Here is a 15,984-nt window from a genome sequence, read left to right as displayed (position 1 = left end):
CATGATCGGTCAATCGCTACACGACCTGTGGTTCGGCTTCGGCGTGGCCTTCCAGGGCTCGAACCTGATGTGGTCCTTCTTCGGCGTGCTGGTGGGCAACCTGATCGGCGTGCTGCCGGGCATGGGCGCGCTGCAGGCCATCTCGATCCTGCTGCCGCTCACCTACGTGATGCACCCGGTGCCCGCCATCCTGATGCTGGCCGGCATCTTCTACGGTTCGCAGTACGGCGGTGCCATCGGCGCCATCCTGATGAACATGCCTTCGCACCCGCCGCATGCGGTCACCTGTCTCGACGGGTACCCCATGACCAAGCAGGGCAAGGGAGGCGTCGCGCTCGGGGTGACGATGATCGCCTCGTTCTTCGCGGCGTCGGTCGGCATCATCGTGATGATCTTCGCCTCGCCGCTGCTGGTGCAGATCGCGTTCAAGTTCGGCCCCACCGAGATCTTCTCGATCATGATGCTGGGCCTGCTGGCAGGCTCCACCATGTCGCGCGGCTCCCCGCTCAAGGGCGTGGCAATGACCCTCTTCGGCCTGCTGTGCGGCGTGGTCGGCACCGACGTGAACAGCGGCAGCTTCCGCTTCGCGTTCGGCCTGCCTGAACTCAGCGACGGCCTGGAGCTGGTGGCGATCTCGATGGGCCTGTTCGGCGTGGCCGACTTCCTGCTCAACGTGAACCGCATGAAGGCCATCGGCGACACCGGCACGCTCAAGCTGAGCGACATGCGCCCGAGCAAGGAAGAGCTCAAGCGCGCCTTCCCCGCGATGATCCGCGGCACCATCGTCGGCACGGTGTTCGGCGCCATGCCCGGCACGGGCCCGACCATCACCACCTTCATCGCCTACGCGCTGGAGCGCAAGGTGTCGAAGACGCCGAACAAGTTCGGCACCGGCATGATCGAAGGCGTGGCCGGCCCCGAGGCCTCGGCCCACTCGAAGACGCAGGTCGACTTCATCCCGACCATGAGCCTGGGCATTCCGGGCGATGCGGTGATGGCGCTGATCCTGGGTGCGCTGCTGATCCAGGGCATCCAGCCCGGCCCGCAGCTCATCACCGAGCATCCGGACATCTTCTGGGGCCTGATCGCCTCGTTCTGGATCGGCAACGTGATCCTGGTGGTGCTGAACGTGCCGCTGATCGGCGTGTGGGTGAAGCTGCTGAAGGTGCCCTACAAGTACCTGTTCCCGGCCGCGATGTTCTTCATTGCGACGGGCGTGTACAGCACGCAGAACAGCCTGTTCCAGATCTGGGAAGTGCTGGTGTTCGGCATCGTCGGCGCCTTGCTGATGTCGCTGGAGTTCTCGGTCGCGCCCATCCTGCTGGGCTTCGTGCTCGGGCCGATGGTGGAAGAGAACTTCCGCCGCGCGCTGCTGCTCTCGCGAGGCGACATGTCGGTGTTCGTGACGCGCCCGATCAGCGGCACCTTCATCGGCCTGTGCGTGCTGCTGCTGGCCGGCGTGGGCTTCTCGGCCTGGCGTGCCCGCGGTGGGCGCAATGCGGTGATCGAATTGCCGAAGGCCCCGTCGGGTGCGTCGCCCTCCGAAACCGTGGCGATCGGCAACGAGTAATCCGCTCATCCCGCGTGGCGCTCTTCGCGCCACGCAAAAACAAAAGGGCCCGATGCGTCGGGCCCTTTTTTTCGTCTGCGCGAACCGCGCGGTGTCAGACCGGGGTCACACCGGGTCCTACCGGACTTACACCGGCGTGGTGCCCGTGTCCGGCTCGCGCACGCCGAAAGGCTTGCCCGGCAGCGGAATGAATTCGGTCTCTCCGGGCACATGGCCCATGCGCTGCGCAGCCCAGTCGGCGCCCGCTTCGAGGATGCGCTCGCGCCGGCTGGAGACGAAGTTCCAGGTGATGTAGCGCGGGCCGTCGAGCGGCGCGCCGCCGATGACCATCAGCCGCGCCGCAGTGGTCGACGTGAGCACCGCGCCCTGACCGTCGGACAGCACGGCCATCGTGTGCGCGGGAACCGGCTCGCCGTCGACGGCAATGTCGGCATCGACCGCGTACACGGCCAGCTCGGGCGCCAGCGCAGGCAATTCGAAGCGCCCGCCCGCGGGCAGCGCGATGTCGAGGTACACGGTGTGCGAGAGCGTCTTCACCGGCGAGCGCGCGCCGAAGGCCTCGCCCACCAGCACGCGCACATCCGCGCCCTGTACCACCAGTTCGGGAATCGCCTCGGCCGGCGTGTGCTCGAAACTGGGCTCGGCTTCTTCATGCGCCTGCGGCAACGCAGCCCACAGCTGCAGGCCGTGGTTGACGTAGGTGTCGGCCTTCAGGCGCTCGGGCTTGCGCTCGGAGTGCACGATGCCGCGCCCGGCGGTCATCCAGTTGATGGCGCCGGGCAAGATTTCCTGCACGCTGCCCAGGCTGTCGCGATGCATCATCGCGCCCTTGAAGAGATAGGTGACCGTGGAGAGACCGATGTGCGGATGCGGCCGCACGTCGTGCTCGCTGCCGGGCTGCTCGGTGGCCGGGCCGAAATGGTCGAAGAACACGAAGGGGCCGACCGAGCGGCGCTGCGCCGCGGGCAGCAGGCGCCGCACCTTGAAGCCACCACCCAGGTCCTTGTCGTGCGGCGTGAGCAGCTGGGGGTCTTGGGTGGCGTCGGTCATCGTGTTCTCCGTGAGGGCTGGGTATGGACTGGGTATCGAATTACCCGCGTGATGTTGCCACTGCGGCAATGCGCTCGCCGAACGCGCGGGCGGTGTCGAGGTCGCCCTTGGGAATCTCGGCCGAACTCGCATCCGACGGCGACTGCGTCAGCAGGCCGCCGTAGCCGCCCACGTAATTCATCGAGTCGCGCGTGGCCGCCTTGTTGTTGGTCGGCAGGATGCCCATGCTGACCCAGATGCCGCTGTGCTGCATCGCCAGCGTCCACAGGTAGGTCATGGTGGTGACCTTGTCGCCGTTCATCGTCGCGCTGTTGGTGAAGCCCGCGAAGAGCTTGTCCTTCCAGCCCTGCGTGTACCAGACCTTGGACGACGCATCGGCGAACTTCTTGAACTGCCAGCTCACGCCGCCCATGTAGGTGGGCGAGCCGAAGACGATCATGTCGGCGGCGGCCAAGGTTTCCCAGCCGCCTTCGGGCAGGTTGCCGTCGGCGTCGATGGCGAGCAGCTGCGCACCGGCACTGTCCGCCACGGCCTGCGCCACGCGTTGGGTATGGCCGTAGCCGGAATGGAAGACGACGACGATGTTTGCCATGGTGAGCTCCTGAATGGATGTGGGGGGCTTTTCGCGCAACACCGAGGAACCGGCTTTGCCGGGCCTCCGGTGTTGCCCCCGGCGAGGGGGGAGTAGAAGCGACACGCAGTGCGCGACGCCTGGGGGAGAGCTTAGTTTCTATCGATGCTGAAGCGGCCCGGGCCGAAGGCTGCGAAGGACAGCAGGCCGCCGGCGATGGCCATGTTCTTGAAGAACTGGATATTCTGCGTCGCGTCGGCCCAGAACTTGTGGAAGAACAGTGCGGTGGCCACCGTGAAGATCGCCATGATCAGCGCCGTCCAGCGCGTCTTGAAGCCGACCAGCAGCGCGATGCCCAGGCCCAGTTCCACAATGATCGCGATCGCTGCCGCCACCTCGGGCAGCGGCAGGCCCGCCACCTTGGTGATGTAGCCGACGGTGCCCGCGAAGCCCATCAGCTTGCCGAAGCCGGCAGGAATGAACAGCGTGGCGATCAGGATGCGGCCGACGAGCGCCAGTGTGTCCTGGGCTGCAGCAAGGGGGTGGTTGGTGGTGGTTGCCATGGTTGAAAACTCCTCGGTTGTTGAAATGTGAAAGGGAACAGGAAAAAAAGCCGGGTGCGCGAGGCATCCGGCAGGGGGAATCAGGCGGCCAGGTCGAACACCAGCACTTCGGCGTCCTTGCCCGCGCCCAGTGCCAGTTGCGACTCGCCTTCGAGCATCGCGGCGTCGCCGCCCACGAGCTTCTGGCCGTTCACTTCGAGCTCGCCGCGCACCAGGTGCACGTAGCTCTTGCGCGCCGGGTCGAGCGCCAGGCTGGCCTTTTCTTCGCCGTCGAGCAGGCCGGCGTACAGGCGGGCGTCCGCATGCACCGTCACCGAGCCGTCGCTGCCGTCGGGCGAGGCGACCAGGCGCAGCTTGCCGCGCTTCTCGGCGTCGCTGAACGCCTTCTGCTCGTAGCCCGGGGCAATGCCGTGCACGTTCGGCTGGATCCAGATCTGCAGGAAGTGCGTGGTCTCGTCCTTCTTGTGATTGAACTCGCTGTGCATCACGCCGCGGCCCGCGCTCATGCGCTGCACGTCGCCGGGCGGAATGGACTCGATGTTCCCCATGCTGTCCTTGTGCGCCAGTTCGCCCGACAGCACGTAGCTGATGATTTCCATGTCCTTGTGGCCGTGGGTGCCGAAACCGGCGCCCGCCGCCACGCGGTCTTCGTTGATCACCCGCAGGTTGCCGAAGCCCATGTGGGCCGGGTCGTAGTAGCCGGCGAAGGAAAAGCTGTGGAACGAGCGCAGCCAGCCATGGTCGGCATAACCGCGTTCCTGTGATTTACGGACTTGCAACATCGTGAACTCCTTGGCGGCCCTGCCCCAGTGGGGGCTGTCCGGGCCTTCTTTGCATGCCGCGCCGGATGCGCAGCGGATGTAAAGAACTTTAGGCCCGCACCCCCTTCGAAAAGACGCTGCGGTTTGATGGCACCATTCAAATAATTTGATCAATGGAGCCGCCATGCCCAGCCCCCGAGATGTGCTGACCCCCGACGCCCTGTCGATGCTGCAGACCGTGGCCGCCACCGGCAGCTTTGCCGCCGCCGCCCGCGCGCTCGACCTGGTGCCCAGCGCGCTGAGCTACCGGGTGCGCCAGATCGAGGACGCGCTCGACGTGCTGCTGTTCGACCGCAGCGCCCGCCAGGCCAAGGTGACCGAGGCCGGCGCCGAGCTGCTGCGCGAGGCCGAGCGCCTGCTGAGCGACATCGACGCGGTGGCCAATCGCGTGAAGCGTGTGGCCACCGGCTGGGAGCCGATGCTGACCATCGCGGTCGACAGCGTGATCGCGCGCGACCCGCTGCTCGACCTGGCCACCGCCTTCTTCGCGCTGGAGCCGCCCACGCGGCTCAAGCTGCGCGACGAGACGCTGCTGGGCACCATCGAGGCACTGACCAGCGGCGAGGCCGACCTGGCCATCGGCGCCGTGATCGACGCGGCGAGCCTGACCTTCACCGCCACCGGCATCCGCAGCCGGCTGATCGGCGAGCTGCGCTTCGTCTACGCCGTGGCGCCGCACCATCCGCTGGCGCGCCTGCCGCAGCCGCTGAGCGACGCGGTGCTGCGCCAGCACCGCGCAGTGGCGGCCGCCGACTCGGCCCGCCATGGAACGCCGATGACGGTGAACCTCATGGGCGGGCAGGACGTGCTCACGGTGCCCAGCATGCAGGCCAAGATCGCGGCGCAGTTGCATGGGCTGGGCGGCGGCTTTCTTCCCGAGCCGATGGCGCGGCCCTACATCGAGGCCGGCCACCTGGTCGAGCTGAAGACCGAGCGCAAGGCGCCGCTGGGCTCCATGCATTGCGCATGGCGGGTGCGCAGCGCGGGCAAGCCGGGGCGCGCGCTCGAATGGTGGCTCGCGCAGTTCGAGCATGAAGGCACGCGGCGTGCGTTGCTGGAGCGGCACCGGGGTCGATAAGGATGACGCAGATTCCACGCGGCCGCGCTAAGGGTGTGCCCTCAGGCGAAGCCCCTGCCGGACCGATGTAGAGTGCGGACACATCCAACCGCATTCCCTCCAGAAGAAAAGAGTCTTTCATGACCACTCGCGCCAAAGCACAGTCGGCAAAGCCGGCCGACCGCCACCGAACCCCAGCCACCCCGCGCCACTACGCCGTCGTCGGCGCCGGCATCGCAGGGGTGGCCTGCGCCCGAACGCTGGTGCAAGCCGGCCACAGGGTCACGCTGTTCGAACGCGACGCCACACCCGGCGGGCGCATGGCGAGCATCGACACGCCCTTCGGCCGCTTCGACAGCGGCGCGCAGTACTTCACCGTGCGCGATCCGCGCTTTGCACTGGCGCTGGAGGCCGCGCCCGGCGTGTGCAGGCGCTGGAGCGCCAACCTGGTGCGCGTGCTCGACGCCCACGGCCGCGTGGCCGAGGCCGCCCTGCCCTCGCTCGAACCGCATTGGGTGGCCCAGCCCGGCATGCACGCGCTGGTGGCCCATTGGGCCAAGCCGCTGGGCGACAGCCTGATCACCGGCACGCAGGTCACGCAGATCGAGCCCGATGCGCTCGACCCCAAGCGCTGGCAGCTGCGCACCGCGGGCGCGGAAGACTCCCAGCACGTGTACTCCGGCTTCGACGCCGTGCTGCTGGCCGTGCCGCCGTCGCGCGCCCGCGCGCTGCTGGGCGACGGCAAGCTCTCGGCCACGCTGAGCCGCAAGGTGGAGCCGGTGCGCATCGCTCCCTGCTGGACGCTGATGGTTGCTTACCCCCAGGCCAACCAGCCCACCATGTCGCACCTCGGCCCGCAATGGAATGCGGCGCGCAGCACCCACCACCGCGTGGCATGGCTGGCGCGCGAATCGTCCAAGCCCGGGCGCGAATCCATCGAACGCTGGACGCTGCAGGCCAGCGCCGCCTGGTCGCAGGAGCACCTGCGCGACGCACCGGCGCGCATCGAGGCCAAGCTGCTGCGCGCCTTCTCCGAGATCACCGGCATCCATGCCACGCCCTCGCATGCCCAGGCGGTGTGCTGGAACGAAGCGCAAACGCAGGTGCCGGTGGGCACCACCCACCTGTGGGATGCCAAGGCACGCATCGGCGTGGCCGGCGACTGGTGCACGGGCCACCGCGTGGAAGACGCGTTCCTCTCGGGCCTGTCGCTGGCACTCGCAGTGATCTGATGGCGGAATGGGGGAGACCGGCCGCTTTGCGCCCTCGCCCACCGGGCCGCTGCATGCGGGCTCGCTGGTGGCTGCGCTTGCGAGCTGGCTCGACGTGCGCGCCCGCGGCCCGCAGGCGCGCTGGCTGATTCGCATCGAGGACGCCGACACCGAGCGCTGCCTGCCCGGCATGGGCGAGCACATCCTCCAGCAACTGGCCGCCTGCGGCCTGCTGCCCGACGAAACCCCCGTGTGGCAGACGCAGCGCACCGCGCGCTACGAGGCCGCACTGGCCACCTTGCAGGCGCGTGGCCTGGCCTACCCCTGCGGTTGCTCGCGCAAGGACATCGGCGAGGCGCTGGCCAGGCTCGGCCAGACACCTGAACGGCACGGCGAGCGTGTCTACCCCGGCACCTGCCGTGACGGCCTGCACGGCAAGCCCGCGCGCGCCTGGCGCTTTGCCGCTTTCAAGCTGGACGCCGACGTGGGCTGGACCGACCGTCGCCTGGGCCCGCAGCGGCAGGACGTGGGCCGCGAGGTCGGCGACTTCGTGCTGCGGCGCGCCGACGGGCCCTGGGCCTATCAACTCGCCGTGGTGGTCGACGACGCCGAGCAAGGCGTGAGCGACGTGGTCCGCGGCGAAGACCTGGCCGACAACACGGCGCGCCAGGTGCTGCTGCAGCGCGCGCTCGGTTTCCCCACACCCGGCTACCTGCACACGCCGCTGGTGCGCGGCGCCGACGGCGACAAGCTGTCCAAGCAGAACGGCGCCACGTCGATCGACACCGGCTCGCCGCAAGCCGCGCTGGCCGCGCTCGACCGCGCCGCGCAGGTGCTGGGGCTGTCCCCCGCCGCGTCCACCGATTGCGCCGCCGCATTGGCCGCCTGGGTGCCCGAATGGCGCGCTCTCTACAATTCGCGGCCCTCATGAACATTCCCGACACCGTGCCCCACGACCTCCCGCCCAGCGACGATGCGCCCGCCTCCGAAGACGGCGACAGCGGCGACAGCAGCCGCGACGCGTCCAAGCCGCACCCGCTGCACCGCCGCCTCAAGAGCTTCGTGAAGCGCGCCGGGCGCACCACCGACGGCCAGGCGCGCGCCTTCGCCGAGCTGGGCCCGCTGTTTTTGCTGCCCTACAAGGCCGAGCCGCTCGACCTCGCGGCAGCCTTCGGCGGGCGCGACGCACCGACGGTGCTGGAGATCGGCTTCGGCATGGGCGAGGCCACCGCGCACATCGCCACGGTGCTGCCCGAAACCAACTTCCTGTGCTGCGAGGTGCACGAGCCCGGCGTGGGTGCGCTGCTCAAGCGCATCGGCGAGCAGTCGATCCCGAACATCCGCATCTGCGCGCACGATGCGGTGGACGTGCTCGACCACATGCTGCAGCCCGGCACGCTGGCCGGCGTGAACATCTTCTTTCCCGACCCGTGGCACAAGAAGCGCCACAACAAGCGCCGCCTGGTCCAGCCCGAATTCGTGACCAAGCTCGCGCAGCACCTGCGCCCCGGCGGCTACATCCACTGCGCCACCGACTGGCAGCCCTACGCCGAGCAGATGCTCGAGGTGCTGGCCGCCGAGCCGCTGCTGCGCAACACGGCCGAGGCCTACGCGCCCAAGCCCGCGTACCGCCCGCTCACCAAGTTCGAGAACCGCGGCATCAAGCTGGGCCACGGCGTGTGGGACCTGGTGTTCGAGCGGGCCGCCTGAGCGGGCGCTGGCCGGGCGCTGGCCGGGGGCGGCCACGCAAGGCGCGAAAAGGCCGCTGCCTTTGAAGCCGGGCCAGCTAGCTCGGTGATTCGCGCCATCTACGCGTCCTCCGCCTTCCTCCTTGGCCTCGAAATTGCTACACTTTTTTACTACTGTTAAAGAAAGTGTCCAATGAACGCATCGCGCAGGGAATGGCTGGCCAAGGCATATGGTGCGACGCTGTTGGCCAGCGGCATCGGCGGCATGGCGGGCCCCGTCATGGCGCAGACCCCCCGCGCCGCGCCGGGTGGCGCAGGCGGTGCCCCGCGCGTGGTGCTGCTGGGCCAGTCGGTGCCGCTCACCGGCGGGGCCAGCGAAATCGGCAGCGCCTTCGCCGCCGGCAGCCGCCTCGCAGTGACCGACTTCAATGAACGCAACGCAGCCAGCGGCCTCCAGCTGAAGCTGCTGCAGCTCGACGACGGCTACGACGCCGCCCGCGCCACCGCCAACGCACGCACCCTGCTCGGCGCGAACAAGGCCGACATGCTGTTCGGCTTCGTCGGCACGGCCAGCAGCGACGCCGGCGCGAACGTCGCCACGCAGCAGGGCAGCCTGCTGTTCGCGCCCTTCGCGGCCGCCGACAACCTGCGCGGCGCCGACCATCCCAACGTGTTCCATGTGCGCCCCGGCATGATCGACGAGGCCCTCAAGATCGTGCGCCAGTGCGCCACCGTGGGGCAGACGCGCGTGGCGCTGGTGGGCGACGACGACGCCATGGGCCGCGCCGGCCTCGCAGCGGTCGAGCAGGCCATCGCCGAGCTGAAGCTGCCCGCGCTGGTCGCCACCGCGCTGGTGCCGCCCAACGGCGACAAGCTCGACGCCGCGCTGAAAGGCGTGCAGCAGAAGTCGCCGCAGGCCATCGTGCTGGTGTCGTTGTCGGGCACCACGGCCAACGCCATCCGCACGCTGCGCAAGAGCGGCTACACGGGCAACTTCATGGCTTTCTCGATCGTCGGCATCGACCCGCTCTACGCCACGCTGGGCAAGGACATCGGCGGCATCGTCATCTCGCAGGTGGTGCCCTCGCCGCGGCCCTCGGCCATTCCGATCGTCAAGGAATACCTCGCGGCCGTGGACACCTCCGACCAGACCGCGTCCTACGAAGGGCTCGAGGGCTTCATCGCGGCCAAGGCGGCCGGCGAAGCGGTGCGCCGCGCGGGCCGCGGCTTCAACACCGCGACCCTGCAACGCACCATGACCGGCATGACCGACTACGACGTGGGCGGCTTTCGCATCAACCTGCGCCCGGGCCTGCGCGACAACGTGCGCCGCATCGACCTGATCAGCATCTCGGCCGACGGGCGCATCCTTCGCTGAGCCACGCACGGGCCGATGCCCGTGCGTGGCTCCCTGCAACGGGCATCAGCCGGTGCTCACCAGCGCCTGCAGCGCATCGAGCGACAGCAGTTCGATGCGCCCGTAGCCCAGCGCGATCACGCCCTCGCCGGCCAGCGCATTGAGTTCCTTCGACAGCGTTTGCCGCGTCACGCCGAGCATCATCGCCAGCGCCTCCTGCGACAGCATCACCACGTGGCGAAGGTGCACCGACTGCGTGGCGTCGCCGCGCGCCAGCACCAGCAGCCGGTGCGCCACCCGTGCGCGCAGGCTGCGCAGGGTGGCGTCTTCCGTCAGGCCGTAGAGCATGCGCACGCGCGCCGCCAGCAGCGCGACCATGGCATTGGAAAAGACCACGTCGCGCATCTGCCGCGCGAAGGCCTCGGGCGGCACCACCAGCAGGTCGAGCGGCTCGAGCGCGGTGGCATCGTGGGTGCGGGGCGACCCGTCGATCAGCGTGATCTCGCCGAACCAGATGCCCGGCTCCAGCATCGCGAGGATGGCCTCGCGCCCGTCCTGGCGCAGCGACGAAATCTTGATGGTGCCGGCCAACAGCCCGTAGAAGCCGCCGCCCACCGCCTCGATCGAGTCGCCCTGGCGGAACACCATCGCGCCTCGGCGCACATGGATGAGTTCGGCCGCGCCCACCAGCGCGTCGCGCTGCGCGCGCGGCATGCTGGTGAACCACGGGTTGCGCTCCAGCGCCGCGCGATGCGGGGCGGAAAGGCGTGGCTTGGGGGTGGGAGGCATCTGTCCGCAAGGGTGGGCCGTCCCCCTGGAGACAGGGGTTTACGAGCACCCTGCATTGTCAAATTTTTGACAGTTGGGCGTCAAGCCGGGGTCTAAAGTGGCCGGCACCCCACGAACAGATAACGGAGCCCCCCGATGAACGCACGCGCAAGTTTCAAGAGCATGCAGGAGAGCACGCGCGAAGACTGGCAACTGATCGGCGGCGAGTTCATGCAGTTCACCGGCGGCCTGCCCGCGCGCGTGATCAAGCACCTGCAGATCCTCGAAGGCGACTACGGCGGCTTCCCGGTCGACCGCTACACCCACTCGCTGCAGACCGCCACGCGCGCGCTGCGCGACGGCCGCGACGAGGAGTACGTGGTGTGCGCGCTGCTGCACGACATCGGCGACACGCTGGGCAGCTTCAACCACCCCGACATCGCCGCCGCCATCCTCAAGCCCTTCGTGAGCGAAGCCAACCTGTGGATGGTGCAGCACCACGGCATCTTCCAGGGCCACTACTTCTTTCACCACATCGGCCTGAACCGCGACATGCGCGACAACTTCAAGGACCACCCGCACTACGAGCGCACGGCCGAGTTCTGCGCGCTCTACGACAACCCCGCCTTCGACCCGCAGGCCGAGACGCTGCCCATCGGCGAGTTCGAGCCGATGCTGCGCCGCGTGATGGCGCAGCCCAAGCAAAGCATCTACAAGGCCGCGCTCACCGAGCCTGCGGCCGCCTGAGACTCTTCCCAAGGACACACACCCCATGAACGCCTTCTCCCAACCCGAAATCCAGAAGCTCGTCTCCGCCGAGGAGTGGCAGCTTCGCGTCGACCTCGCCGCCTGCTACCGCCTGGTGGCGCTGTACGGCTGGAGCGACCTCGTGTTCACGCACATCAGCGCGCGCGTGCCCGGCCCCGAGCACCACTTCCTGATCAACCCCTACGGCCTGATGTTCGACGAGATCACCGCGTCCAGCCTGGTCAAGGTCGACCAGCAGTGCAACAAGGTCATCGACTCGCCCTACCCGGTGAACCCGGCGGGCTTCGTCATCCACAGCGCAGTGCATGCCGCGCGCGAAGACATCCAGTGCGTGCTGCACACCCACACCAAGGCCGGCATCGCGGTGAGCGCGCAGAAGAACGGCGTGCTGCCCATCAGCCAGCAGTCGACCTTCGTGCTGGCCTCGCTGGCCTACCACGACTACGAAGGCGTGGCCTTCCGCGACGACGAGAAGCCGCGCCTGCAGGCCGACATGGGCCACGCCAACTTCCTCATGCTGCGCAACCACGGCCTGCTGACCTGCGGCAAGACCATCGCCGACGCCTTCCTGTCGATGTACACCTTCGAGAACACCTGCCAGATCCAGATCGCGGCGCAGTCGGGCGGCAGCGAGCTCACGCACGTCAACCCGAAGATCGTCGAGGGCGTGGGCCAGGCGATGAAGGTGCAGACCGGCGGGCTGGGCGGCAGCTTCGTGTGGCCTTCGCTCATTCGCAAGCTCGACCGGGTCGACGACAGCTACAAGCAGTAAGACGACACGGCGTTTTCGGTTTCCACGGCTGCCAGCGCCTGCGCGACGGGTGCCGGCGGCCATTTTTTTGTCCGTGCCTCCTGGCGGGTGTGCGCGATGATGCGCGCATGGAACTGAGGCAACTGCGCTACTTCGTCAAGGTCTGCGAACTCCGCAGCATGGGGCGCGCCGCGCTCGAACTCGGCGTGGTCACCTCCGCGCTGAGCCAGCAGGTCAGCCGGCTCGAGGGCGAGCTGTCGACGCGGCTCTTGCAACGCAGCTCGACCGGCGTCACGCCCACCGACGCAGGCCTGGCCTTTCTGCACCAGGCGCAGCTCACGCTGCGCCATGCCGACGATGCGGTGCGCGCGGCGCAGCAGGCCCGCCTGTCGGGCCATGTGAGCGTGGGCCTGGCCCCCACCACCGCCACCGTGCTGGGCGTGCCCCTGATGCGGGCCATGCAGGAGCGCTACCCCGAGGTGCGGCTGCACATGGTCGAGGCGCTGTCGGGCCACCTCACGCAAATGCTGCAGTCGCGCCAGCTCGACCTGGCCGTGCTGTTCCAGACCGACACGCCGCGGCGCTGGAGCGTCACGCCGCTGCTGGACGAAAAGCTTTTCGTGGTCGCGTCGCCGACCCTGGCGCAACGGCCCACGGGCGCCAAGGTGCGCCTGGCACAGCTGGCCGATGTGCCGTTGATCCTGCCGAGCGGCAGCCACGGCCTGCGCGCCACGCTCACGGCGGCCTTTGCGCGGGCGCGCGTCACGCCGAACATCGTGGCCGAGGTCGACGGCCTCGCGCTGCTGATGGACGCGGTGCGCGCCGGCTACGGTGCCACCGTGCAGCCCGGCGCCGCCACGGCCCGGCACGACCGCGACGACCTGGAGCTCACGCAGATCGGCGACGCCCACGTCGGCCGCCGCAACCTGCTCGTGAGCCTGTCGGACGACGAACTCTCGCCCGCCGCACTGGCGGCGCGCGTGGTGGTCGCGGACACCGCCCGCGCCCTGGTGCGCGAGGGCCGCTGGACCGGCGCCAGTCTTCACAAGAACTGAACACCCGTTGCCCCAACCGGCCTTTCGCGTGAAGGCCCCGTTGCCTAAAGTCTCCTGCATTCCAAGGAGACCCACGAGTGATAGACGTACTGGTTGTCGGTGGCGGCAATGCCGCGCTGTGCGCCGCGCTGATGGCGCGCGAGGCCGGCGCTTCGGTGTTGCTGCTCGAAGCCTCGCCCAAGGAATGGCGCGGCGGCAATTCGCAGCACACCCGCAACCTGCGCTGCATGCACGACGCGCCGCAGGACGTGCTGGTCGAGGCCTACCCTGAAGAGGAGTACTGGCAGGACCTCTTGAAGGTGACCGGCGGCCTCACCGACGAGCACCTGGCGCGCCTGGTGATTCGCGCCTCGTCGAACTGCCGCGACTGGATGCGCAGCCACGGCGTGCACTTCCAGCCGCCGCTGTCGGGCGCGCTGCACGTGGCGCGCACCAACGCGTTCTTCATGGGCGGCGGCAAGGCGCTGGTGAACGCCTATTTCCGCAGTGCCGAACGGCTGGGCGTGCAGATCCGCTACGACACGCCCGTGGCCTCGGTGGCGCTCGACGGCGACCGCTTCCTGGCGGTGTGCACCGAAGCCGGCGAACGCATCGAAGCCAAAAGCTGCGTGCTGGCCGCCGGCGGTTTCGAGTCGAACCGCGAATGGCTGCGCGAAGCCTGGGGCCAGAACGAGCGCGGCGAGTGGCCGGCCGACAACTTCCTGATTCGCGGCACGCGCTTCAACCAGGGCGTGCTGCTGAAGTACATGATCGCCGCCGGCGCCGACAGCATCGGCGACCCGTCGCAGGGCCACATGGTGGCCATCGACGCGCGCGCGCCGCTGTACGACGGCGGCATCTGCACGCGCATCGACTGCGTGTCGCTCGGCGTGGTGGTCAACCGGGAGGCCGAGCGCTTCTACGACGAAGGCGAAGACTTCTGGCCCAAGCGCTATGCGATCTGGGGACGCCTGGTGGCGCAGCAGCCGGGGCAGATTGCGTGGTCGGTCATCGACCAGAAGGCGGTCGGGCGCTTCATGCCGCCGGTGTTCACCGGCACGCAGGCGAACACGCTGGGCGAACTCGCGCAGAAGATCGGCCTGGACGAAGCCACCTTCGTGCGCACCGTGCAGGACTACAACGCCGCCTGCCGCGTCGGCCGCTTCGACCACACCGCGCTGGACGACTGCCACACCGAAGGCCTCGCCCCCGCCAAGACGCACTGGGCGCGCCCGCTCGACACCGCGCCTTTCTACGCCTACCCCGTGCGCCCCGGCATCACCTTCACCTACCTTGGCCTGAAGGTCGACGAGACGGCGGCCGTGCGCTTCGGCGGCCGGCCCAGCCCCAACCTGTTCGTGGCCGGCGAAATGATGGCCGGCAACGTGCTGGGCAAGGGCTACACGGCGGGCGTCGGCATGAGCATCGGCACGGCCTTCGGCCGCATCGCCGGCACGCAGGCAGCGAAAGCCGCCAGGACCCTTTCGACAAATTCCCCGGAGACCGCCCTTGCAGCAGCTCACTGATCTCGTCGCACGCGCCCGTGCGGATGCCGACGGCATCGGCAGCGCCCCGCCGCCACCGCGCGTGATCCCGATCCAGCCCGCCCTGCCGCTCACGGCCAGCGAAGGCGAGGTCGCCCGCATCCTGCAGATCTGCAACGCCTGCCGCTACTGCGAAGGCTTCTGCGCCGTGTTCCCCGCGATGACGCGGCGGCTCGAATTCGGCAAGGCCGACACGCACTACCTCGCCAACCTGTGCCACAACTGCGGCTCCTGCCTGCATGCCTGCCAGTACGCGCCGCCGCACGAGTTCGCGGTGAACGTGCCGCAGGCGATGGCGCAGGTGCGCATGCAGACCTACCACGACTACGCCTGGCCGCCCGCGATGGGCGCGCTGTACAAGAAGGCCGGCCTCACCGTCGCGCTGGCACTGGCGGGCGGGCTGGCGCTGTTCCTCGTGCTGGCCGTGGCCATGTCGGGTTCGCTGCTGCACGCGCCGCTGGCGGGCAACTTCTACGCGATCTTTCCGCACAACTTCCTCGCGCTGCTGTTCGGCACCGTGTCGCTGTTCGTGGTGCTCGCGCTGGCGATGGGCGTGCGGCGCTTCTGGCGCGAGGTGTCGCCCGCGAACGACCCCGCGAATGGGCCCGGGAAGGCCCCGGCCATGCCCGGCGTGCGTGGCCCCGCGAGCACCGAAGCGGTGAGCGACGTGCTGCGCCTCAAGTACCTGGGCGGCGGCCACGGCGAAGGCTGCAACAACGAAGACGACCGCTTCACGCTGTGGCGGCGGCGCATGCACCACTTCACCTTCTACGGCTTCATGCTGTGCTTCGCCTCCACCTGCGTGGCCACGCTGTACCACTATCTGTTCGACCTGCACGCACCCTATGCGCTCACCAGCCTGCCGGTGCTGCTGGGCACCGCGGGCGGCATCGGCCTCGTGGTCGGCCCCGTCGGCCTGCTGTGGCTCAACCTGCGGCGCAACGCCGCGCACGGCGACGTGGCGCAGCGGCCCATGGACCGCGGCTTCATCGCCCTGCTGCTGCTCACCAGCCTCACCGGCCTGGCGCTGCTCGCTTGGCGCGACACGCAATTCATGGCGCTGTTGCTGGCAGTGCACCTGGGCGTGGTGATGGCGCTCTTTCTCACGCTGCCCTATGGCAAGTTCGCGCACGGCATGTTCCGCTCGGCGGCGCTGTTGAAGTCCGCGATCGAGAAGCGCCTGCCCAACCGCCTGCAGCTGGGCGCCGACTGAAAGAACCCGAATCCTGCA

The 15,984-nt window shown here is 68.9% G+C and carries 16 protein-coding genes; 11 read left to right on the top strand and 5 right to left on the bottom strand.

Annotation, left to right across the window (positions count from 1 at the left end; translation table 11 throughout):
* Window position 1 precedes the first annotated feature (1 nt).
* Window positions 2–1,570, top strand: a complete 1,569-nt coding sequence (locus ACSFBM_RS05840) for a tripartite tricarboxylate transporter permease (protein ID WP_435483523.1) — start codon at window positions 2–4, stop codon at window positions 1,568–1,570.
* 126 nt (window positions 1,571–1,696) lie between these two features.
* On the opposite strand, the gene ACSFBM_RS05835 is transcribed toward ACSFBM_RS05840, so the two are convergent.
* The 4 genes from ACSFBM_RS05835 to ACSFBM_RS05820 form a co-directional block, all read right to left on the bottom strand.
* Entirely contained in the window at window positions 1,697–2,620 is a 924-nt protein-coding gene (locus ACSFBM_RS05835; RefSeq protein WP_435483522.1) for a pirin family protein, read from the bottom strand.
* 40 nt (window positions 2,621–2,660) lie between these two features.
* Window positions 2,661–3,212 carry a flavodoxin family protein gene (locus ACSFBM_RS05830; protein WP_435483521.1) on the bottom strand — a complete coding sequence of 184 codons (552 nt, stop codon included), beginning with the start codon at window positions 3,210–3,212 and terminating at the stop codon, window positions 2,661–2,663.
* Between the two features lie 131 nt (window positions 3,213–3,343).
* The gene (locus ACSFBM_RS05825) at window positions 3,344–3,754 is read right to left on the bottom strand and encodes a DoxX family protein (RefSeq protein ID WP_435483520.1); all 411 of its coding nucleotides are present in this window, start codon (window positions 3,752–3,754) and stop codon (window positions 3,344–3,346) included.
* 80 nt (window positions 3,755–3,834) lie between these two features.
* Window positions 3,835–4,536, bottom strand: coding sequence for a pirin family protein (locus tag ACSFBM_RS05820; RefSeq protein WP_435435778.1), 702 nt, complete (start codon window positions 4,534–4,536; stop codon window positions 3,835–3,837).
* A 163-nt stretch (window positions 4,537–4,699) separates the two neighbouring features.
* On the opposite strand from ACSFBM_RS05820, the gene ACSFBM_RS05815 reads away from it, so the two are divergent.
* The 5 genes from ACSFBM_RS05815 (at window position 4,700) to ACSFBM_RS05795 (ending at window position 9,909) form a co-directional block, all read left to right on the top strand.
* Window positions 4,700–5,653 carry a LysR substrate-binding domain-containing protein gene (locus ACSFBM_RS05815; protein WP_435483519.1) on the top strand — a complete coding sequence of 318 codons (954 nt, stop codon included), beginning with the start codon at window positions 4,700–4,702 and terminating at the stop codon, window positions 5,651–5,653.
* A gap of 119 nt (window positions 5,654–5,772) precedes the next feature.
* Entirely contained in the window at window positions 5,773–6,864 is a 1,092-nt protein-coding gene (locus ACSFBM_RS05810) for an NAD(P)/FAD-dependent oxidoreductase (RefSeq protein WP_435483518.1), read from the top strand.
* A gap of 7 nt (window positions 6,865–6,871) precedes the next feature.
* Window positions 6,872–7,774: a tRNA glutamyl-Q(34) synthetase GluQRS gene (gene gluQRS / locus ACSFBM_RS05805; protein ID WP_435483517.1), complete on the top strand. Its 903-nt coding sequence runs from the start codon at window positions 6,872–6,874 to the stop codon at window positions 7,772–7,774.
* Window positions 7,771–8,553, top strand: a complete 783-nt coding sequence (trmB, locus tag ACSFBM_RS05800; protein ID WP_435483516.1) for a tRNA (guanosine(46)-N7)-methyltransferase TrmB — start codon at window positions 7,771–7,773, stop codon at window positions 8,551–8,553. Before gluQRS ends, trmB begins: the two co-directional genes overlap by 4 nt.
* A 171-nt stretch (window positions 8,554–8,724) precedes the next feature.
* Window positions 8,725–9,909, top strand: a complete 1,185-nt coding sequence (locus tag ACSFBM_RS05795) for an ABC transporter substrate-binding protein (RefSeq protein ID WP_435483515.1) — start codon at window positions 8,725–8,727, stop codon at window positions 9,907–9,909.
* 45 nt (window positions 9,910–9,954) lie between these two features.
* Here the strand turns inward: ACSFBM_RS05795 and ACSFBM_RS05790 are convergent, their stop codons facing one another.
* Window positions 9,955–10,677, bottom strand: coding sequence for a Crp/Fnr family transcriptional regulator (locus ACSFBM_RS05790; protein ID WP_435483514.1), 723 nt, complete (start codon window positions 10,675–10,677; stop codon window positions 9,955–9,957).
* 135 nt (window positions 10,678–10,812) lie between these two features.
* Between ACSFBM_RS05790 and ACSFBM_RS05785 the strand changes: the two genes are divergently transcribed.
* The 5 genes from ACSFBM_RS05785 (at window position 10,813) to tcuB (ending at window position 15,966) form a co-directional block, all read left to right on the top strand.
* Complete coding sequence (locus tag ACSFBM_RS05785) at window positions 10,813–11,403, top strand: HD domain-containing protein (protein WP_435483513.1); 591 nt, start codon at window positions 10,813–10,815, stop codon at window positions 11,401–11,403.
* A 25-nt stretch (window positions 11,404–11,428) separates the two neighbouring features.
* On the top strand, window positions 11,429–12,196 hold the full coding sequence (locus ACSFBM_RS05780; protein WP_371083434.1) for a class II aldolase/adducin family protein: 768 nt from the start codon (window positions 11,429–11,431) through the stop codon (window positions 12,194–12,196).
* A gap of 107 nt (window positions 12,197–12,303) precedes the next feature.
* Window positions 12,304–13,230, top strand: coding sequence for a LysR family transcriptional regulator (locus ACSFBM_RS05775; RefSeq protein WP_435483512.1), 927 nt, complete (start codon window positions 12,304–12,306; stop codon window positions 13,228–13,230).
* Between the two features lie 77 nt (window positions 13,231–13,307).
* Window positions 13,308–14,735, top strand: a complete 1,428-nt coding sequence (tcuA, locus tag ACSFBM_RS05770) for an FAD-dependent tricarballylate dehydrogenase TcuA (RefSeq protein WP_435483511.1) — start codon at window positions 13,308–13,310, stop codon at window positions 14,733–14,735.
* The gene (tcuB, locus tag ACSFBM_RS05765) at window positions 14,719–15,966 is read left to right on the top strand and encodes a tricarballylate utilization 4Fe-4S protein TcuB (RefSeq protein WP_435483510.1); all 1,248 of its coding nucleotides are present in this window, start codon (window positions 14,719–14,721) and stop codon (window positions 15,964–15,966) included. Before tcuA ends, tcuB begins: the two co-directional genes overlap by 17 nt.
* Window positions 15,967–15,984: the final 18 nt, after the last annotated feature.

Source organism: Variovorax pasteuri (assembly GCF_051216435.1).
Classification (GTDB): domain Bacteria; phylum Pseudomonadota; class Gammaproteobacteria; order Burkholderiales; family Burkholderiaceae_C; genus Variovorax.
Note: the sequence above shows the minus strand (reverse complement) of the source record. Positions and strands in the feature narration are given on the sequence as shown.